Origin of the sequence: Kitasatospora sp. SolWspMP-SS2h (genome assembly GCF_003259315.1) — a bacterium.
GTDB classification, from domain to species: domain Bacteria; phylum Actinomycetota; class Actinomycetes; order Streptomycetales; family Streptomycetaceae; genus Kitasatospora; species Kitasatospora fiedleri.
Genome location: NZ_QLLT01000009.1, coordinates 148,076 through 168,213 on the forward strand (window position 1 = coordinate 148,076; position 20,138 = coordinate 168,213).

At 75.1% G+C, this 20,138-nt stretch carries 13 protein-coding genes and 1 tRNA gene; 12 read left to right on the forward strand and 2 right to left on the reverse strand.

All coding sequences use genetic code 11. The features are described from left to right. Positions 1–195: 195 nt before the first annotated feature. Positions 196–2,583, reverse strand: a complete 2,388-nt coding sequence (locus tag K353_RS13275) for a DEAD/DEAH box helicase (protein ID WP_233533552.1) — start codon at positions 2,581–2,583, stop codon at positions 196–198. 222 nt (positions 2,584–2,805) lie between these two features. On the opposite strand from K353_RS13275, the gene bldG reads away from it, so the two are divergent. From bldG to K353_RS13335, 12 genes are all read left to right on the forward strand, one after another. Beyond that, complete coding sequence (bldG, locus tag K353_RS13280; RefSeq protein ID WP_100837540.1) at positions 2,806–3,147, forward strand: anti-sigma factor antagonist BldG; 342 nt, start codon at positions 2,806–2,808, stop codon at positions 3,145–3,147. A gap of 168 nt (positions 3,148–3,315) precedes the next feature. After that, a complete protein-coding gene (locus tag K353_RS13285; RefSeq protein ID WP_111553788.1) occupies positions 3,316–3,732 on the forward strand; it encodes an ATP-binding protein in 417 nt (138 codons plus the stop codon). 311 nt (positions 3,733–4,043) lie between these two features. Next, positions 4,044–4,781 carry a small secreted protein gene (locus K353_RS13290; protein ID WP_111553789.1) on the forward strand — a complete coding sequence of 246 codons (738 nt, stop codon included), beginning with the start codon at positions 4,044–4,046 and terminating at the stop codon, positions 4,779–4,781. A 144-nt stretch (positions 4,782–4,925) separates the two neighbouring features. Next, positions 4,926–6,419 carry a methyltransferase gene (locus tag K353_RS13295; protein WP_111553790.1) on the forward strand — a complete coding sequence of 498 codons (1,494 nt, stop codon included), beginning with the start codon at positions 4,926–4,928 and terminating at the stop codon, positions 6,417–6,419. Between the two features lie 200 nt (positions 6,420–6,619). Further along, entirely contained in the window at positions 6,620–7,174 is a 555-nt protein-coding gene (locus tag K353_RS13300) for a DUF3592 domain-containing protein (RefSeq protein ID WP_111553791.1), read from the forward strand. Positions 7,175–7,647: 473 nt separating this feature from the next. Further along, positions 7,648–10,545: a type I DNA topoisomerase gene (topA, locus tag K353_RS13305; protein WP_111553792.1), complete on the forward strand. Its 2,898-nt coding sequence runs from the start codon at positions 7,648–7,650 to the stop codon at positions 10,543–10,545. A gap of 78 nt (positions 10,546–10,623) precedes the next feature. After that, positions 10,624–13,899 (forward strand): dTMP kinase, encoded by a 3,276-nt coding sequence (gene tmk / locus K353_RS13310; RefSeq protein WP_111553793.1) that lies wholly within the window; start codon positions 10,624–10,626, stop codon positions 13,897–13,899. Between the two features lie 207 nt (positions 13,900–14,106). Beyond that, positions 14,107–15,312, forward strand: a complete 1,206-nt coding sequence (locus K353_RS13315; protein ID WP_111553794.1) for a DNA polymerase III subunit delta' — start codon at positions 14,107–14,109, stop codon at positions 15,310–15,312. Between the two features lie 235 nt (positions 15,313–15,547). Further along, the gene (locus K353_RS13320; protein ID WP_111553795.1) at positions 15,548–16,654 is read left to right on the forward strand and encodes a hypothetical protein; all 1,107 of its coding nucleotides are present in this window, start codon (positions 15,548–15,550) and stop codon (positions 16,652–16,654) included. Between the two features lie 188 nt (positions 16,655–16,842). Next, a complete protein-coding gene (locus tag K353_RS13325; protein ID WP_111553796.1) occupies positions 16,843–18,462 on the forward strand; it encodes an alpha/beta hydrolase in 1,620 nt (539 codons plus the stop codon). Positions 18,463–18,635: 173 nt separating this feature from the next. Beyond that, on the forward strand, positions 18,636–19,286 hold the full coding sequence (gene leuE / locus K353_RS13330; protein ID WP_111553797.1) for a leucine efflux protein LeuE: 651 nt from the start codon (positions 18,636–18,638) through the stop codon (positions 19,284–19,286). A gap of 153 nt (positions 19,287–19,439) precedes the next feature. Then, positions 19,440–19,516 (forward strand) — tRNA-Thr (locus tag K353_RS13335). 56 nt (positions 19,517–19,572) lie between these two features. Here K353_RS13335 and K353_RS13340 read toward each other — a convergent pair. Then, on the reverse strand, positions 19,573–19,902 hold the full coding sequence (locus K353_RS13340; protein WP_370447600.1) for a winged helix-turn-helix transcriptional regulator: 330 nt from the start codon (positions 19,900–19,902) through the stop codon (positions 19,573–19,575). Between the last annotated feature and the right edge of the window lie 236 nt (positions 19,903–20,138).

A 20,138-nucleotide genomic window follows, 5' to 3' on the forward strand; every position in this document is an offset into this window, starting at 1 on the left:
ATCCACGGCGTCCCGGTACCGCTGCCCCCGGCCCGGGCCCGCGCCCGGGCGGGTCCGGTCTGGGCCTGGGGCGAGGGGGCCGACGCGGCGGCGTCCACCGCAGGACGGGAACCGTCACGGCAACGAGCGGCCCCGGGGAGCGCGGTGACGGGCGTGCAGGTAGGCGTGCAGGTGGGCGTCCGGGCGGGCGGCAGGTCAGCCGTTCTCGACCGGTCCCTCCTCGCCGGCGCCGTCCGGGGCGGTGGCCTGGGTCGGAGCGGTGGTCCGGGCCGGGGCGCCGGCGAGGAGGACGGTGAGCAGACGGATCGCGGCGGCCTTGTCGAGCGGCTCATTGCCGTTGCCGCACTTCGGGGACTGGACGCAGGACGGGCAGCCGCGTTCGCACTCGCAGGCGGCGATGGCGTCCCGGGTGGCGGTCAGCCACTCGACGGCGCGCCGGAAGCCGCGTTCGGCGAAGCCCGCGCCGCCGGAGTGGCCGTCGTACACGAAGACGGTCGGCAGGCCGGTGTCGGGGTGCAGCGGGACGGAGACGCCGCCGATGTCCCAGCGGTCGCAGGTGGCGAACAGCGGGAGGAGTCCGATGGAGGCGTGCTCGGCGGCGTGGGCCGCGCCGGGGAGCTGGTCGAACGGGACGAGTGCGTCCAGGAGTTGGTCCTCGGTGACGGTCCACCAGACGGCGCGGGTGCGCAGCGTACGGGGCGGCAGGTCGAGCTTGCTCTCACCGAGGACCTCGCCGGTGGCGATCCGCTTGCGGAGGTAGCCGACGACCTGGTTGGTGACCTCCACCGAGCCGAAGCCGAGCCGGGCCTCGCCCCACTCCTCGACGGTGTCGGTGGACAGGATCGAGATGGAGGTGACGTCCCGGGCGGAGGTGGTGTACGGCGGGTTCGCGGGGGAGACCAGGGCGACCGAGGACTCCAGGTCGAACTCGCGGACCAGGTAGGTGGCGCCCCGGTGCAGGTGGACGGCCCCGGTGTGCACGGTGGTGTGCGCGGCCTCGGCGTCCACGGTGCCGAGCAGCCGCCCGGTGTCGGCCTCGACGATCTGCACGGGACTGCCGCCGCTGCCGCGCAGGTCGACGCCGTCGGCGGCGCGCTCGCGGCGGGTCCAGTACCAGGAGCCGTCCGAGCGCCGCCGCAGCAGGCCGCGCCGCTCCAGCACCGGCAGCAGCGGTGCGGTGGACGGGCCGAACAGCTCCAGGTCCGCGTCGGTGAGCGGGAGTTCGGCGGCGGCCGCGCACAGGTGCGGGGCCAGCACGTGCGGGTTGTCCGGGTCGAGGACGGTGGCCTCCACCGGGGTGGCGAACAGCGCCTCCGGGTGGTGGACGAGGTACGTGTCCAGCGGGTCGTCCCGGGCGATCAGCACCGCCAGCGCGCCCTGGCCCTCCCGGCCCGCCCGCCCGGCCTGCTGCCACAGCGAGGCCCGGGTGCCGGGGTAGCCGGCCAGCAGGACGGCGTCCAGGCCGGAGACGTCCACGCCGAGTTCGAGGGCGGAGGTGGAGGCCAGGCCGAGCAGCCGGCCGGTGTGCAGGTCGCGTTCCAGGGCCCGGCGCTCCTCGGCCAGGTAGCCGCCCCGGTAGGCGGCGACCCGGGCGGCGAGCGGCTGGCCGAGCTGCTCCTGAGCCTGCAGCGCGACCAGTTCGGCGGCCCGCCGGGAGCGGACGAAGGCCACCGTGCGGGTGCCGCCGTGCACCAGGTCGGTCAGCAGGTACCCGGCCTCGGCGGTGGCGCTGCGACGGACGGGCGCGCCGTGCTCGCCGACGTTCTCGGTCAGCGGCGGCTCCCACAGCGCGAATACCAGCGGGCCGCGCGGCGAGCAGTCCTCGGTGACGGCGGTGGCGGGCAGGCCGGTGAGCCGCTCGGCGGTAACGGCCGGTTCGGCGGTGGTCGCCGAGGCCAGCAGGAAGGTCGGCTCGGAGCCGTAGCGGGCGCACAGCCGCCGCAGCCGGCGCAGCACCTGGGCGACGTGCGAGCCGAACACGCCGCGGTAGGTGTGGCACTCGTCGACCACGACGTACCGCAGCGCCTTGAGGAAGGAGGACCAGCGCGGGTGGGCCGGGAGTATGCCGCGGTGCAGCATGTCCGGGTTGGTCAGCACGTAGGACGCGTACTGACGGACCCACTCGCGCTCCTGCGGCGGGGTGTCGCCGTCGTACAGCGCCACCCGGACGCGGTCGGGGACGAGTTCGGCGGCGCGCCGGCGCTGGTCGGCGGCCAGCGCCTTGGTCGGGGCCAGGTACAGCGCGGTCGCGCCGCGCCCGTTGCGGGCCTCGGTGCCGGTCAGCAGGTCGCTCAGCAGCGGGGCCAGATAGCCCAGCGACTTGCCCGAGGCGGTGCCGGTGGCGATCACCGTGGTCCGCCCGGCGGCGGCCAGGTCCATCGCCTCCGCCTGGTGCGCCCAGGGCAGCACCACGCCGAGCCCGGAGGCCGCCGCGACGACTTCCTGCCGGATTCCTTCCGGCCAAGGCGCATACCGGGCCGCTCGGGCGGGCAGGTGCTCCGTATGGGTGAGGCGATCAGACCTGCCGCGCCCGTGGGAAAGGGCAGTGAGCAGGGCCTCGGGCTGGTGGTGACGGGGCGGCATGAAGACCCAGTGTGTCACCGGCGTGACGGAGAATCGCTGTTAACCATCGTGCGGCCGTAGCCGCAAGTGGTTGAATGAGGCGCGTGACGGCCGCATGGCCGAGGGCCGCAACGCTGAGGCTCCGACCTGTTGGTCCGTCGCGCCCTGGCCCTGCGACCCTGCGGTGGCAGCCGCTGGGTTGAAGATCGCAATGACGTAGCAAGGCAAGGTGCTGGAGGTTCCGTGGACCTGTCCCTGTCGACCCGTACTGTCGGCGATCGCACGGTCGTCGAGGTTGGCGGCGAGATCGATGTGTACACCGCGCCCAAGTTGCGCGAGCAGCTTGTCGAGCTCGTCAACGAGGGCAACTACCACTTGGTCGTGGACATGGAGGGCGTCGACTTCCTCGACTCCACCGGTCTCGGCGTGCTGGTCGGTGGCCTGAAGCGGGTCCGTGCGCACGAGGGTTCGCTGCGCCTGGTGTGCAACCAGGAGCGCATCCTGAAGATCTTCCGGATCACCGGTCTGACCAAGGTGTTCCCGATCCACAACTCGGTGGACGAGGCCGTCGCGGCGACCGACTGACGTCTCCCGTCGGTCGGCCGTTCCCATCGGCCGCTCCCACCGCATCACTTCGATCGACCGTCGCCGGTCGGCCGGGCCCGTCGCCCTGCCCGGCCGGCGTGGCCGACGTCCCCGCCTCCGTCGTGCGGGCCGGTGTGCCCGGCGGCGGAGCAACCCTGGAGGGGAGACATGGCAACCGTCGAACTTCGATTCAGCGCGCTTCCCGAGCACGTGCGCACCGCCCGGCTGGTGGCCGCCGCGGTGGCCAGACGCGCGGGGGTGGACGAGTCGGTGCTCGACGAGTTGCGCCTCGCCGTCGGTGAGGCCTGCTCGCGCGCGGTGGCGCTGCACCAGCGCAACGGCATGGGCGGCGCGGTCCGGGTGGCGCTCACCGAGCAGGAGAAGCGGTTCCTCATCGAGGTCGCCGACGAGGCCGGACCGGCGCACGCCGCCGGTGCCGCCGCGGGCGGCGACCCGGAGGACGAGGACGCGCTCGGCCTCGCGGTGATCACCGGCCTGGTCGAGGACGTCGAGGTCGGCAACGGCTCCGACGGCGGCGTGATCCGGATGAGCTGGCCGGTCACCCCGGTGTCCGTCTCGGTCTGACCGGGGAGCGGGAGGCCGGTCCGCAGGCTCGCCCGCCCATCGAGTCGTCCGCCCACCGGGTCCGTCTGCCTACCGGGTCAGTTCGGACGGTCCGGTCCGTTCCGGTCGTGCTTTCCGGTCCGGTGGCGCTGCTCGGTCCGTCGTACGTACCGCCTCGGCAGGTCGAGCGAGGCGGTGCTTCGTGGTTCCCGGGCAGGTGCTGAGCTGCGCGGATGTCGCGGGCCGCGGCCTTCCCGCCGGGGCGGTCCGGGCGGGCGTGTAGGTTCGCTGGCGATGCCCGGAGCCGGGTGTCAGTGACCGAAAGGGCCCCGGTGAAGAAGCGACTGGTGACCGTCCCCGCGCTCGGCGTGCTGTTCGCGCTGGCCGCGGTCGGCTGCTCCGCCGACGATTCGTCGGCGAAACTCGACGGCTGGGCGAAGAGCGTCTGCGACGGCGCGAAGGACCCGATCGCGCAGTCCAAGGCGGCCCTCGCGGACACCGCGGACGTCAAGCAGGGCGAGGCCCCCGTCGACCTGCAGAAACGCCTCTCGACCGACCTCGCCTCGCTCGCCACCACCAACCAGCAGCTGGCCGACGCGGTCCAGAAGGCCGGGGCGCCGAAGATCGACGACGGGGCGAAGGTCCAGCAGGACGCCGTCAACGAGCTGAAGCAGGTCGCGCAGGGCTACCTGGACGCGCAGAAGAAGCTCGACGGGCTGACCAGCGCGGACCAGGCCAAGTTCGCGGACGGCCTGCGCAGCGTCGGGGACCAGGTGCAGCAGCTCTCCCAGGTGTCCATCTCCGCGCTGGCCACCCTGCAGAGCGGCGGCCTGGGCGAGGCGATGAAGAAGCAGCCCGGCTGCAAGGCCGGTGCCGTCACCGCCGGAACGGGCGCGTCCGCCGACCCGTCCGCCGCGCCGACCGGCGGCGCGGGTGCGACCGGCACCGCGGCTCCCGGGGAAAGCGCCTCCCCGGCCGACCCGGCGGCCTCCGGCAGCCCGTCCGGGTCCGGGTCGACCGCGTCCGGGTCCGCTTCCGCGTCCGGTTCGCCGTCACTCGCGAAGAGCTGACACCCCGTCGGTCCGCTCCGCACCGCACCGCTCCGCACCGACGCGCCCCGACCGGTGGGCCCGGGCCGGCGGGCGGGGCGATCCTCGCGCGGGACGGGAGAGAATGGCGGGGTGACGAACAGCCCCATTCTTGATTCCGGCCGGATGGCGGAGTTCCGCGAGGCGCTGCTGAGCGCCTCCTTCACCGCCGACGGACTGCTGGACCTGCTCGGCCCGACCGCGTACGCGGCGCTGGCCCGCAGCGAGGCCGTCCCCGCGCTGCGGGCGACCCGTGGCGGCTCGCCGCTGGAGACCCTGGTGCGGCTGTTCCTGCTGCAACGGGCCGTGCCCAGGGCCGCGGCCGCCGTCGCGCTGCCGGTCGACGCCCTGCTGGCCGACGGCTGGCTGACCGCCGACGGCGACGAGCTGCGCGCCACCGTGGACGTGCGGCCGTACGCCGACGAGGTCGCCGGGCTGCCCAGCGCCGACGCCTGGGTGGTCTCCGACCTGGGCTGCGCCGTCGGCGGCGCGGGCGGGATCGGTTCGGGCCGGACGGCCGCCGGGGTCGAGCGGCGCGACCTGGTGCTCGGGGTGGGCGGGGCGTCCACCACGCTGGCCAACCTGACGGTGCGCCGACCGGTCCGCGAGGTGCTCGACCTGGGCTCCGGCTCCGGCGTGCAGGCCCTGCACGCGGCCCGGCACGCCCAGCGGGTCACCGCCACCGACCTCAACCCGCGCGCCCTGCACTTCACCCGGCTGACCGCCGCGCTCTCCGGCTTCGACCAGGTCGAGACCGCCGGGGGCAGCCTGTACGAGCCGGTCGGCGAGCGGCGCTTCGACCTGATCGTCTCCAACCCGCCGTTCGTGATCTCCCCGGCCGGCCGGTTCACCTACCGGGACGGCGGGATGGCCGGCGACGAGCTGTGCCGCAGCGTGGTCCGCGGCGCGGCCGCCCACCTGGCGCCCGGCGGCTACTGCCAGCTGCTGGCGAACTGGCAGCACGTCAAGGGCGAGGACTGGCGCGACCGGTTGGCCGACTGGGTGGCCGGCACCGGCCTGGACGCCTGGGTGGTGCAGCGCGAGGTGCAGGACGTCGCCCAGTACGCCGAGCTGTGGCTGCGCGACGGCGGCGACCACCGCGGCGAGGAGTACGCCGCCCGGTACGAGGAGTGGCTGGACGACTTCGAGGCGGCCGGTGTCGAGGGCATCGGCTTCGGCTGGATCACCCTGCGGGCCTCCGGCGCGGCCGACCCCGTGGTGCGGATCGAGGAGTGGCCGCACCCCGTCGAGCAGCCGCTCGGCCCGCACATCGAGGAGTGGTTCGCCCGGCAGGACTTCCTGCGCGCCCACGACGACGCCGGGCTGCTGGCCGCCCGCTACCTGCTCGCCGACGAGGTGGTCCAGGAGCAGATCGGCGACCCCGGCTCGGAGGACCCGGAACACGTGGTGCTCCGGCACAACCGGGGCATGCGGCGGGCCACCAAGGTCGACACGGTCGGCGCGGGCTTCGTCGGCGTCTGCGACGGCACCCTGGCCGCCGGAGAGATCGTCGACGCGATCGCCCACCTGCTCGGCGAGGACCCGGCGCAGCTGCGCGAGCGGGTGCCCGAGTCGCTGCGGCTGCTCACCGAGCAGGGGTTCGTCGAGCCGGTCCGCTGAGCCGTGAGCCGCGACCCGCTGTCGCGGTGCCGTCCCGCGGAGTCCCCCGGAGTCCTGCGGAGGACCGGTCCCGGACCCGGGGCGGGTTCACCTCGCCGTTCCCCACCCGTGGCCGGGCGTACTCCGGGTGTCCGCCGCCGGTTGTCCACCGGGTGCCAGGGTGCTGTCCACAGGCTGTGGAAGCGCGGGGGAGGACCGGGGTGGAGACGCCGACGACGCTGGTGGGCGGGGCGGTCCTGACGGTCTTCGGGAGCGCGCTGCTGCTGTGGTGCGCCGTGGAACTGCGTCTTCGCCACCGCCTGCGGCGGTACGGGGTGCCCGCGACCGCGCAGGTGGTCGCCGATCCGGACCCCGCCGCGGCGATGGACGGCAGCCCGCTGCTGTCCTACCCGGTGGTCTCGCCCGGCGGCCGGACCGGTCTCGCCGCCGATCTCCCGGCTGGTCTCCCGGCCGACCTCGCGGTCGCGGCCGACGCCGGTGCGGGTACGGTTCACGAACTGCGTCCGCTCGCCGTGCCGGACGGGACGAGCCGCCTGGTGCTGGCCCGGCCGCGCGGCAACACGCCGCTGCGCCGCCCGGCCCGGTTGGTCCCGGGCGCGGCCGTCCAGGTCGCCTACGACCCGCGCCGTCCGGACCGGGTGGTGCTGGCCGCCCACGAGGAACTGCCCTCGCTGCCGGCCGACCTGTTCTGGGCGCTGCTCGCCACGTCCGCGCTGGCCGGGGGCCTGACGCTGCTGGCCCTGGCGCTGCGCTGACGCTGCCGGTCGGCCCCGGGGAGCGTCCCGGCCGGCTGTCCGTAGAACGTTCCCGGCGGTCGCGGAGCGCGCTCTTCCGCTTGGCGTCCGCGCACCGTCCGGGCGGTTCGCGACGGGTTCGCGACGGGCTCCCCGCTGGTTCCCGGACGGTTCCCGAGCGGTTTCCGGACGGCGGGGGAGGGGCGGATCGGGCCGCTCCGGGGCGGGTTCCGGCCGTTCGGGGGCGGGCCGTTCGGACCCGGTGGAAGGCGTGGTTGCCGGGGAAAGACATGCCCCGGGGCCGGTCGCCGGGTTACCGTTCGAGTGGCGTCGGTCGGCCTTGCCGGTGAAAAAGCAGGTTCCGTCCGTTTGACAAGGGTGGCCGGGGTACGGTCACACTCCGCTGGTGGGGCCGTCGCGCTGCGGCAGCCCGGGAGCTGTCGCGCTGCGGCAGCCCAGGAGCTTTGGTAAACGACCGGGAGAGAAGAGCGAAGGTGTCCCCGAGCAGCGAGACCGCGCACGGCAAGCGACTCGTCATCGTCGAGTCGCCGGCCAAGGCCAAGACGATCAAGGGCTACCTCGGGCCCGGCTACATCGTCGAGGCCAGTGTCGGTCACATCCGTGACCTGCCCGGCACGGCCGCCGAGGTCCCGGACGAGTACACCGGCGAGGTGCGCCGCCTCGGCGTCGACGTGGACCACGACTTCGCCCCCATCTATGTGGTGAACCCGGACAAGAGGTCCCAGGTCACCAAGCTGAAGTCGTTGCTCAAGGAGTCCGACGAGCTCTTCCTCGCCACCGATGAGGACCGCGAGGGCGAGGCCATCGCGTGGCACCTGCAGGAAGTGCTCAAGCCCAAGGTGCCGGTGCACCGGATGGTCTTCCACGAGATCACCAAGGACGCCATCCAGGAGGCCGTGCGCAACCCGCGGCACCTGAACAAGCGCCTGGTCGACGCCCAGGAGACCCGCCGCATCCTGGACCGCCTCTACGGCTACGAGGTCTCCCCCGTGCTGTGGAAGAAGGTCATGCCGAAGCTCTCGGCGGGCCGCGTCCAGTCGGTGGCCACCCGCCTGGTGGTCGAGCGCGAGCGCGAGCGGATCGCCTTCACCTCGGCCTCGTACTGGGACCTGGTCGGCACCTTCGGCACCGGCCGCACCACCGCCGACGCGGCCAACCCGGAGTCCTTCGGGGCCCGGCTGGTCTCGGTCGACGGCAAGCGGGTCGCCACCGGCCGCGACTTCGGCCCGGACGGGCGGTTGAAGAGCGCCGCGACCACCCTGCACCTGGACGAGCAGGCCGCCCGCACGCTGGCCGCCGCGCTCCAGCAGACCGCGTTCAGCGTCCGCAGCGTCGAGTCGAAGCCGTACCGCCGCTCCCCGTACGCGCCGTTCCGCACCACCACGCTGCAGCAGGAGGCCAGCCGCAAGCTGGGCTTCGGCGCGAAGCGGACCATGCAGGTGGCGCAGAAGCTGTACGAGAACGGCTTCATCACCTACATGCGCACCGACTCGACCACGCTGTCGGAGACCGCGATCACCGCGGCCCGCGCCCAGGTCACCCAGCTGTACGGGGCCGACTACCTGCCGTCCGCGCCGCGCACCTACGCCTCCAAGGTGAAGAACGCGCAGGAGGCGCACGAGGCGATCCGCCCGTCCGGGGACCGCTTCCGCACGCCCGCCGAGACCGGGCTGGGCGGCGACGACTTCCGGCTGTACGAGCTGATCTGGATGCGCACCGTCGCCTCCCAGATGAAGGACGCGGTCGGCCAGTCGGTCACCGTCCGGGTCGGCGGCCGCTCCGCCGACGGGCGGGACGCCGAGTTCTCCGCCTCCGGCAAGATCATCACCTTCCACGGCTTCCTGAAGGCGTACGTCGAGGGCGCCGACGACCCGAACGCCGAGCTGGACGACCGCGAGCGCCGGCTGCCGCAGGTCACCGAGGGCGACCCGCTGGCCGCCGAGAAGCTCACCCCCGAGGGCCACGCCACCAAGCCGCCGGCCCGCTACACCGAGGCCTCGCTGGTCAAGGAGCTGGAGGACCGGGAGATCGGCCGCCCGTCCACCTACGCCTCGATCATCGACACGATCATCAACCGCAAGTACGTGTTTAAGAAGGGCACCGCCCTGGTGCCGTCCTTCCTGTCCTTCGCGGTGGTCAACCTGCTGGAGAAGCACTTCGGCCGACTGGTCGACTACGACTTCACCGCGAAGATGGAGGACGACCTCGACCGGATCGCGGCCGGCCAGGCCGAGTCCGTGCCGTGGCTCAAGCGCTTCTACTTCGGCGCGGACGCGGCCGGCGGCGCGGCCGTCGGTGCGGTCGGCCCCGCCGCCGACGCGGGCAACGGCGACGGCGACCACCTCGGCGGCCTCAAGGAGCTCGTCACCGACCTCGGCGCGATCGACGCCCGGGAGATCAGCTCCTTCCCGGTCGGCGGCGGCGTCGTGCTCCGGGTCGGCCGCTACGGCCCGTACGTGGAGCGCCCCGCCGCCGTCGAGGGCGAGACCGGCCAGCGCGCCGACGTCCCCGAGGACCTGCCGCCGGACGAGCTGACCGTCGAGCTGGCCGAGGAGCTGTTCGCCAAGCCCAGCGGCGAGCGCGAGCTCGGCACCGACCCGGTCAGCGGCAACCCGCTGGTCGCCAAGGACGGCCGGTACGGCCCGTACGTCACCGAGGTGCTGCCCGAGGGCACCCCGAAGACCGGCAAGAACGCCGTCAAGCCGCGCACCGCCTCGCTGTTCAAGTCGATGGACCTGGACACCGTCACGCTGGAGGACGCGCTCAAGCTGCTCTCGCTGCCGCGGGTGGTCGGCGCCGACGCCGAGGGCAACGAGATCACCGCGCAGAACGGCCGCTACGGCCCGTACCTCAAGCGCGGCACCGACTCGCGCTCGCTCACCAGCGAGGACCAGCTGTTCAGCATCACCCTCGACGAGGCGCTGGCCGTCTACGCCCAGCCCAAGGCGCGCGGGCGGGCCGCCGCCGCGCCGCCGCTCAAGGAGCTCGGCAACGACCCGGTCAGCGAGAGGCCGGTGGTGGTCAAGGACGGCCGGTTCGGCCCGTACGTCACCGACGGGGAGACCAACGCGACGCTCCGCAAGGACGACGAGGTCGAGACCATCACCCCCGAGCGGGCGTACGAGCTGCTCGCCGAGAAGCGCGCCCGCGGGCCGGTGAAGAAGACCGCCAAGAAGGCCCCGGCGAAGAAGACGACGACGACGGCGAAGAAGGCCACGGCCACCAAGACCGCGGCGGCCAAGACCGCGGCCAGGAAGACCGTCGCGAAGAAGACCACGACGGTGAAGAAGACGGCGGCGAAGAAGACCACCGCCAAGGCCGCGGCGGGCGAGAAGTCCGCCGCTGCCGACGGCGGTTCCGAGGAGAGCTGACGGACACTCCGTAACGGGCCTGTTCGAATTCGGGCGGGCCCGTCAAGGACGGGCACCCGCACTCGCTACGCTGACCGTATGACGAGCGAGGAGCTGCCCCCCACCGCACGCACCGCCGCCCCCGGCCTCCCGGAGGTCGCCCCCGCCGGGACGCCCGGTGAACGGGCCCGTGCGCTGCTCCGGCTCCGGCCCTACCGGAAGCTGTGGACCACCCAGCTGCTCGGCGGTGCCGCCGACCGGCTGACCCTGCTGGTGCTGGTGCCGCTCACCGTGCTGGCCGCCGTGCTCGGCGGCCGGTTCGGGCACGGCTACCGGGCGCTCGCGCTCGCCGTCGCCGCGGTGTTCGCGGCCCGGCTGCTGGCCACCGGGCTGGTCGGCGCCGTCCTGCTCGGCCCGGTGCACGCCCTGGTCGGCGGGAAGCTCGACCGGCGCTGGAGCCTGCTCGGCGCCGACCTGGCCCGCGCCCTGCTGGTCGGACTCGCCCCCTGGTGGACGGTCTGGACGCCCGGCTCGGCGATCTGGCCGCTGCTCGGCACCGCCTTCCTGGCCGGTGCCGCCGAACGGGTCTGGACGATCGGCAAGGCCGCCGCCGTCCCCGGCCTGCTGGCCGTCCCCGAACAGCCCGGGCCGCCGTCCTCCGCCGCGCTGGACGCCGTCCGCACCCTCGACCTGCGCACCGGCTGGGCCGCCCTGCCGCTGGCCGCCGCCGGGCTGATCGGCTTCACGCTGCTCAACAACGTGCTGGCCGCGCTCGGCCTGGACTGGCTGCGCGACCACCAGCTCACCGTCGCCGCGCTCGGCACCACCGCCCTGTTCGTCGCCAACGCCGCGCTGCTGTACTTCCAGGAGCTCCCGGCCGGGGCCACCGCCGCGCCGCGCTCCCCGCTCCGGGGCCTGCGCGCGCCCGTGGACGCCCTCCCGTCGCCCACCACCACCCTTGCCGGAGACGCTTCGCGTCGCCCCTTCGCTCGCCCGTCCCTGAAGAAGGGCCGCACCGGCTCCGCCCCCTACTTCACCTTCGCGATCGCCGCCGCCTACGCCTCGATGGCGGGCGTCACCGCGCTCGGCCTGCTCACCGCGGGCGAGCACCTGGCCGGACCGATCGGCTACGGCCTGCTCGTCCTGGCCGCCGCCGGCACCCCCGCGCTCGGCATCCGGCTCAGCCGCGCCACCCTGCCCGGCCTCTCCCGCCGCCGGCTGCTCGCGCTCGGCCTGGTCACCTCCGGCGTGGCGCTGATCCTGGCCGGACTGGTCCTCGACTTCGTCCTGGTGCTGCTGTTCACCGTGCTGGCCGGCCTGGCCGCCGGCGTGGTGATCGCCACCGGACGCGGGCTGCTCGCCCAGGAGATCGAGGAGATCCGCCTCGGCCAGGTCACCGAGCACCTGTACGCCGTCCTGCGGACCGTGGTCGGCGCCGCGCTGGTCGGCATGCCGCTGCTGGCCGCCGCGTACGGGCAGGTCGCCCTCGGCGAGGTCGGCCGCGGCAGCTTCACCTTCATCCACGACGGCGCGGCGCTCGCGGTCTCCACCGCCGGGCTGCTGACCCTGGCGCTGGCCGCCGTCGTCCTGCTCAAGACCGACGACCAGCGCGGCGTCGTCCCGTTCGGCCGCGAACTGGCCCAGGCCGTCCGCGGCCGGGCCGAGATCGCCCCGCACCGGGCCGCCGGCCAGGGCTACTTCATCGCGCTGGAGGGCGGCGACGGGGCGGGCAAGTCCACCCAGGCGCAGGCCCTCGCCGAGTGGATCCGGGCCAAGGGCCACGAGGTCGTCCTGACCCGCGAGCCCGGCGGCTCCCCGATCGGGCAGCGGCTGCGCGCCCTCGTCCTGGACGTCGGCAACACCGGCCTGTCGCACCGGGCCGAGGCGCTGATCTACGCCGCCGACCGGGCCGAGCACGTCGAGAACGTCATCCGCCCGGCGCTGGAGCGCGGCGCGGTCGTCCTCACCGACCGGTACATGGACTCCTCCATCGCCTACCAGGGCGCCGGCCGCGACCTGGCCGCCACCGAGGTCGCCCGGATCTCCCGCTGGGCCACCGGCGGGCTGGTGCCCGACCTGACCGTCGTCCTGGACGTCGACCCGGCGGCCGCCCGGGAGCGCTTCACCGAGGCGCTCGACCGGCTGGAGTCCGAGCCCACCGAGTTCCACCAGCGGGTCCGCTCCGGCTTCCTGGCGCTGGCCGCCGCCGACCCGGCCCGCTACCTGGTCGTCGACGGCACCCAGCCCGCCGCCAACGTCACCACCGCGATCCGGCACCGGCTCGACCGCGAACTGCCGCTCTCCGGCCAGGAGAAGGCCGCCAAGGCCGAGCAGGAGCGCAAGGCCCGCGAGGAGGCCGCCCGGCGCGCCGCCGAGGCCGAGGCCGCCCGCAAGGCCGCCGAGGAGGCCGAGCGCAAGCGCCTCGCCCTGCTGGAGCAGCTGCGCGCCGAGCAGGCCGAGAAGGACCGCCTGGCCGCCGAGGAAGCCGCCCGCGTCCAGGCGGAGGCCGCGCGCAAGGCCGCCGAGGACGCCCGGATTGCCGCCGAGGCGGAGACCGCGCGACGGGCCCGGGACGAGGCCGAGCGGCGCGCCGCAGAGACCGCGCGGGCCGAGGCGGCGGAGGCGGCGGCGCGCGAGGCCGCGGCGGAGGAGGCCGCCCGGGCCGAGTTCGCGCGCCAGCGCGAGCTGCAGCGGGAGGAGCAGCGGCGGCGCGCCGAGGAGGCGTTGCAGCGGGCGGAGGACGCGCGGCGGGCCGCGGCGGAGACGGCCGCCGCGCCGGCGGCGGAGGCTCCGGCTGCGCCCGCTTCGGCTGCCCCGGCTGCTCCGGCTGCGTCCGTTCCGGCTGCGGCTCCGGCGGACGAGACGGCGGTGCTGCCGAAGGTGGAGTCCGACGTGGAGACCACCCGGGAGCTGCCCAAGCCCGGGGCGCAGGGTGCCGGCCCGAAGGGTTCCCGGCCCGGTTCAGGGTCCGGTGCCGGTGCCGGTGCCGGGTCCGAGTCCGGCGCAGGGGCCGGGGCGGCCGGGCGGCCGGCGGCGGACGAGACCGCAGTGCTGCCGAAGGTCGGAGGCGTGGACGAGACTGCGGTGCTGCCGAAGGTCGGGGGCGCCGAGGAGACGGCGGTGCTGCCGGTGGCGGACCCGGCCCGGCAGGCGCCCCGGGCGCTGTTCCGGGACGAGCCCGACTCGGCGCAGACCCGCGAGCTGCGGCCCCGGCCGGAGTGGGCGGAGGAGACCCCGCTCGACGACCTGCCCAGCCTGACGGACAGCCTGCTCGGCTCCCGCGAGGAGTGGGCCCGCTGGGAGGTGGCCGAGCCCGAGCCCGGCCAGGACGAGCAGCAGCCCAAGAAGGGCGGCTGGCGGCGCCGCAAGGACTAGGTCCCCGTCCGGGTGGACGGGACGGTGTGAGCAGGCGGTCTGAGCAGGCGGTGTGAGCAGGGGCGCGGGGGACCGCGCGCGGGGTCCGTGCCCCGCGCGGTCCCCCGCGCCGCTGCGTTCCGGAGCCTGGTTCCTGGTCGGCGCGTCGGTGCTGTCCGCGGGCGGGGTTAGGCTCGGCGGGGCGGGATCGGCGAGGAGGAGCGCGGCGTGAGTGTGTGGGACGACCTGGTCGGCCAGGACCGGGTGGTCGAGCAGCTGCAGGCGGCGGCGCGGGCGGCCCGGGCGAGCGTGTTGGCGGGGCGGGGCGGACCAACGGAGGGCAACGCCTCGCTGATGACGCACGCCTGGCTGTTCACCGGCCCGCCGGGTGCGGGGCAGGTGACGGCGGCGCGGGCGTTCGCGGCGGCTCTCCAGTGCACCAGCCCGGACCTGGAGCTCGGCGGGACGCCCGGCTGCGGCTTCTGCGACGGCTGCCACACGGTGCTGTCGGGCAGCCACGCGGACGTGAAGCAGGTGCGGACGGACGGCCTGTCGATCGGCGTCGGCGACATGCGCGAGCTGGTGCTGCGGGCGGCGAGCTACCCGACCGGCGGCCGCTGGTCGGTGATCATGGTGGATGCCGCGCACCGGCTGACCGAGGCAGCCGCGAACGCGCTGCTCAAGGGCGTCGAGGAGCCCTCGCCGCGGACGGTGTGGCTGCTGTGCGCGCCGTCCGTGCAGGACGTGCTGCCGACGATCCGCTCGCGCTGCCGCCTGCTGGTGCTGCGCACGCCCGCCGCGGAGGCGGTCGCCGACATGCTGGTCCGGCGGGACGGGGTGGAGCCGGAGGCGGCCCGGCTGGCCGCGCTGGCCGGACAGGGCGACGTCGACCGGTCGCGGCGGCTCGCGGTGGACGAGCAGGCCCGCTCGCGGCGGGCCGAGGTGCTGCGCATCCCGCTGGAGGTCGCCGACCTGGGCGGTTGCCTGGCCGCCGCCCAGCGGCTGGTGGACACCGCGAAGGCGGACGCCGAGGCGCTGGCCGAGACCCAGGACACCCGGGAGGCCGAGGACCTGCGGGCCGCGTACGGCGCGGCGGAGGGCAGCCGGGCCCCGCGCGGCATGGCCGGGGCGGTCAAGGAGCTGGAGAAGCGGCAGAAGAGCCGGGCCACCCGGACCCGCCGCGAGACGCTGAACGTGGCGCTCGGCGACCTGCTGGGCTTCTACCGGGACGTGCTGGCCCTGCAGTTCGGCGCGGTCGGCGAGCTGGCGAACGAGGACCAGCGCCCGGCGCTGCAGCGGGTCGCGGGGGCGGGCACGGCGGAGCACACGCTGCGCCGGATCGAGGCCGTGCTGGCCTGCCGGCGGGCGCTGGACCGGAACGTGGACCCGCTGCTGGCGGTGGAGGCGATGACGGTGGCGCTGCGGGCGGGCTGAACCTGCGGGTGTTGCCCGGGGCGCTCGGGGCGCTCGGGGCGCCGCCGGGGGTGTGGCGGGGTGCTGCGGGGACGCTGATGACGTGCTGTGAGGCCGTCCGGCTGTCGCTCGTTCGAGTGAACGTGCGGAGACGCCCGTACCGCTCTCGGGCGAGGGGGCGCGTGGTCTTGCACCCTGTGCACTGACCACGCGCTCGCGTCCGGCGGCCGGTCCTTCCCCGAGGTGGTGCGTCCCCATGCCCCGTTCGCTCCTCGTCCTGTTGTTGCTGGTGGCCGCGGTGGCGGGCAGTTGGCTGGCCCGTGCGGCGATGGTGCGCTGGCGGGACCTGCGGTCCGCGCAGACGTACGAGCTGGCGGCGGGGGTGCGGCCGGTGCTGGTGCGGGCGGGGGCGGCGGGGCTGTGCCTGATGTGCGTGAGCGCGCTCGGGGTGGCGGTGCTGCTGGGGGAGCGGGGCGGGGCGGGGCGGGCCGTGGCGGCGGTGGCGGCGGACCGGCCCGCGGGCAGTGCGGACCTGGCGGGGGCCGGGTCGTCCCCCGCGTCGGCGCCGTCGCCCGCGGCCGCGGCAACGGCGGCAGCGACCGCTGCGGCGGCGTCCGCGACGGCGTTCGCGTCGGTGGGCAAGGTGGCGGGCGGGGAGCTGGTGCAGGGCGCGGTGCCCGGTCCGGACGGGCGGGCGCGGGCGGTGCGGGTGTGGCTGCCCGCCGAGTACGGGAAGAACCCGGCGGACCGGTTCCCGGTGATCGTGCTGCACTCCGGGACGCCGGGGCACACCGCCGACGCCGACCTGCCGGACGTGTTCGACGGCGTGGCGTCGGCGGTGCAGCAGGGCAAGGCCCGCCCGTTCGTGGTGGTCGCCCCCGAGGCCCCCGGCGGCACCGGGCACCCCTGCGACCTGGTGGCCGCCGCCCCGCAGGCGGTCGCGGACGACGCGGCGCTGCGGGCGGCCGTCGGCGCCGCCTTCCGCACCCTGCCGGCCGGCCCCGCGACGTGGAGCGTGCTCGGCGTGGACGGCGGCGCGCCCTGCGCGGCGGCGGCCGGGCTGGCCCGTCCCGACCTGTACGGGGCGGCCGCGGCGGTCTCCGGCCGGTACGACGCCCGGGCGCTGGCCGGGGCGGCGGCGGAGGCCCCCGGGGCGGCGGGCGGGCGGCTGCTGCTGGCCGCGGCGAAGCGGGACGCGGCCGGGCTGGCGTCCGGACGGGCGGTGCAGGCGGCGCTGCGGGACGCCAGGTCGCGGGCCGAGGTGCGGACGTCCGAGGTGGTGCAGGACTACACGCCGGAGCGGGAGCGGCTGCGGCTGGTGCGGGTCGCGGTGCAGTACCTGGCGGAGCAGCTCGCCAAGTAGCGGCGGGCGGCGGGCGCGGGGGTCGCGCCGTCGGACGCGGGGCTGTGGTGCGATCGGCGGTGCGGCGATCGGCCGGCCGGGGTGGTGGGTGGGCGAGTCGCCGGGCCTGGCGGTGCCGGCGGCTAGGCTCGGCCTCCCGGTGTCGGCCCCGGCCGCCGCGCCGTTCCCAGGGGAGAGGACCCACCGTCATGAGAGTCGCCCGGACCCGCCGGCCGGCCGCCGCCGTCGTGCTGGCCGCCGCCGTGTCGCTGCTGCTGGCGGGCTGTACGTCCGGGCACCCGGCCGCGTCCGGCACGCCGTCCGGTGCCGGGGGTCGCTCGGCGGACAGCGCGGCGGGCGGCGCGACGGGTGGCGCCCCCACGCCCGGGGCCACCCCGCTGGAGCCGCTGCCCGTCGAGGTGCCGGCCGCGCTGGCCCCGTACTACGCGCAGCAGTTGAGCTGGAAGCCGTGCGACTCCGGGTTCGAGTGCACCACCTTCAAGGTGCCGCTGGACTACGCGCACCCCGGCGACGGGCACGACGTGGAGCTGTCCGCGGTCCGCAAGCCCGCGGGCGGCACGGGGCACCGGATCGGTTCGCTGCTGCTCAACCCGGGCGGGCCGGGCGGCTCCGCGGTCGACTACACCGAGCGGGTCGCGGGACGCTACGACGCGGGCGTGCGCTCCAGCTTCGACCTGGTGGGCTTCGACCCGCGCGGGGTCGGCCGGTCCGCGCCGATCACCTGCCTGACCGGCCCGCGGATGGACGCGTACACCGCCACCGACCTCACCCCCGACGACCAGGGCGAGACCGACGCGCTGGTGGCCGCCGACAAGGAGTTCGCGGCCGGCTGCCGGGCGCAGGCGGGCGACCTGCTGGGCCACGTCTCCACCGTGGAGGCGGCCCGCGACATGGACGTGCTGCGGGCGCTGGTCGGCGACCGGAAGCTCAACTACGTCGGCAAGTCGTACGGCACCTTCCTGGGCGCGACGTACGCGGGCCTGTTCCCGAGCAAGGTCGGCAAGGTCGTCCTGGACGGCGCGATGGACCCCTCGCTGGACGCCGCCACCGGCAACCTCACCCAGGCCGGCGGCTTCGAGACCGCCTGGACGGCGTTCGCCGAGGACTGCGCCAAGCACGACGACTGCCCGGTCGGCCACAGCGCCGAGGAGGCCGGCCGGAAGCTGGACGCGCTGTTCGCACAGCTCGACGCCAAGCCGCTGCCGACCGAGCAGAACCGCCCGCTGACCGAGGCCCAGGCGCTCACCGGCGTCGCCGAGGCGATGTACGCCGAATCGCTCTGGTCCTACCTGCGCGAGGCCCTGACCACCGCCCTCGCGGGCGACGGCAGCGCGCTGCTCAAGCTCGCCGACAGCTACTACGGGCGCGGCGACGACGGCGGCTACGAGAACCTGATGTACGCCAACATGGCCGTCAACTGCCTCGACCTACCCGCCCCGTTCGCCGACCCGGCCGCGGTCACCGCCGCGCTCCCCGCCTTCCAGCGGGCCGCCCCGCACTTCGGCCGCGACATGGCCTGGATGGCGCTCGGCTGCGGCTACTGGCCGGACCGGGCCACCGGCGCCCCGCACACCGTCCGGGCCGCCGGGTCCGACCCGATCGTGGTCGTCGGCACCACCCGGGACCCGGCCACCCCGTACGCCTGGGCGCAGTCGCTGGCCGGGCAGCTGGAGGCCGGGCGGCTGCTCACCTACGAGGGCGACGGGCACACCGCGTACCAGCGGCAGAACGCCTGCGTCGACGACGCGGTCAACGGCTACCTGCTGGGCGGGGAGGCGCCGGCGGACGGGAAGGTCTGCAAGGACTGAGCGGGGCGCTGGGCGCTGGGCGCGGGTCGCGGGCGCGGGGCGTTCTCCGGGCCGGAGCCCGTCAGGAGCGTTCACCTGTCAGGAGTGTCCACGGGTGAAGGGGCTGGCGGCTACCATGGCGCAGCCCCTTCGGCGTCCCGCCCCCGTCCGCTCCGCCCCCCCTGGAGACCGCAGTGCTCGGAGTCCACGACCTGGCCACCTACGTCCTCGGCGCCCTGGCCATCGTCCTGCTGCCCGGCCCCAACTCCCTCTACGTGCTCTCCGTCGCCGCCCGCAAGGGCGTCCGCACCGGCTACCGGGCGGCCTGCGGCGTCTTCCTCGGCGACCTCGTCCTGATCAGCCTCACCGCCCTCGGCGCGGCCTCCCTGCTCCGGGCCAACCCCGCGGTCTTCGCGGTGGTCCGGTTCGGCGGCGCCGCCTACCTGCTGTGGATCGGCTACGGCATGCTCCGGGCCGCCCGCCAGATGTGGCGCGAGCGCGCCCTCGCCACGGCCCCCGAGCAGGACGGCGCCACCGAGGACACCGAGCGGCCGTTCCGCCGGGCGCTGATGGTCAGCCTGTTCAACCCGAAGGCCATCCTCTTCCTGCTCTCCTTCTTCACCCAGTTCGTCGACCCCTCCTACGGCGCCCCCGTCCTCTCCTTCGCCCTCCTCGGCGGCATCCTCCAGGCCTTCTCCTTCCTCTACCTCTCCCTCCTGATCTTCACCGGCACCACGCTCGCCAACGCCTTCCGCCGCCGCAAGCGCCTCTCCGCCGGCCTCACCTCCGCCGTCGCCGTCCTCTTCGCCGGCTTCGCCGCCAAACTCGCCGCCTCCTCCGCCTGACCCCGGCCCCGCCCCGCCGAGGTCGCAGGTCGAGGCCACCCACCGGGCCGCCCGCCCGGTGGGCGCGTACGGATCACCCCCGGAAACTGTGTAGACTGGCGCGCGTTGCCGATGCGACCCTTGCCCTCACCGGGCCGGGTCACCGGCAGCGGTGCCGCCTTAGCTCAGTTGGCCAGAGCAACGCACTCGTAATGCGTAGGTCATGGGTTCGAATCCCATAGGCGGCTCCACGGAGCCCGGATCGCAGTTCGCTGCGGTCCGGGCTTTTCCCGTTGGGGCCGGGGCGTCAGGGGGTGGTCGTGTCGAAGGCGGTGCGGGCGCGTTCGACTGCGGGGAGGTGGTGGTGGGACCAGTCGGTGAGGGCGGCGAAGAGGGGGGCCAGGCTGAGGCCGAGTTCGCTGATCTCGTATTCGACCCGGGGTGGGACTTCCGGGTGGTAGGTGCGGGTGACCAGGCCGTCGCGTTCCAGTTGGCGTAGGCGTTGGGTGAGGACCTTCGCGGTGATGGGGCCGATGTTCCGGTTCAGTTGGACGAAGCGTTGGCGGCCGAAGTGGTGGAGTGTCCAGAGGATCGGCGTGGTCCAGCGGCTGAAGACGATGTCGAGCACCGGGGTGATCGGGCAGGGCTGGGCGCTGCCGTGTCCGGCGGGGGGTCGGTCCGTCGTGGGTTCGTTCCGGGTGGCCACCGTGTACGCCCTCTCGTCGGTCGTTCTGCTGCGGGTTCCCACTGTAGGGCGGGGAGGGGTGAGGGGGGTCGGTTTCCTCTAGGTACCTAGTATCTTTCCGGTGCTAGCTTCGGTCCGTGGCCGAAAAGGCCGCTCAGGCAAGGGACTTGGGCCCTGACGGACCGAGG

Excerpts from the sequence above, each read along its gene's own strand:
- K353_RS13295 (WP_111553790.1), top strand. The coding sequence starts at position 4,926 with ATGGCGGAGTTCCGCGAGGCGCTGCTGAGCGCCTCCTTCACCGCCGAC.
- K353_RS13285 (WP_111553788.1), top strand. The coding sequence starts at position 3,316 with ATGGCAACCGTCGAACTTCGATTCAGCGCGCTTCCCGAGCACGTGCGC.
- K353_RS13320 (WP_111553795.1), top strand. The coding sequence starts at position 15,548 with ATGCCCCGTTCGCTCCTCGTCCTGTTGTTGCTGGTGGCCGCGGTGGCG.
- K353_RS13275 (WP_233533552.1), bottom strand. The coding sequence starts at position 2,583 with ATGCCGCCCCGTCACCACCAGCCCGAGGCCCTGCTCACTGCCCTTTCC.
- tmk (WP_111553793.1), top strand. The coding sequence starts at position 10,624 with ATGACGAGCGAGGAGCTGCCCCCCACCGCACGCACCGCCGCCCCCGGC.
- K353_RS13325 (WP_111553796.1), top strand. The coding sequence starts at position 16,843 with ATGAGAGTCGCCCGGACCCGCCGGCCGGCCGCCGCCGTCGTGCTGGCC.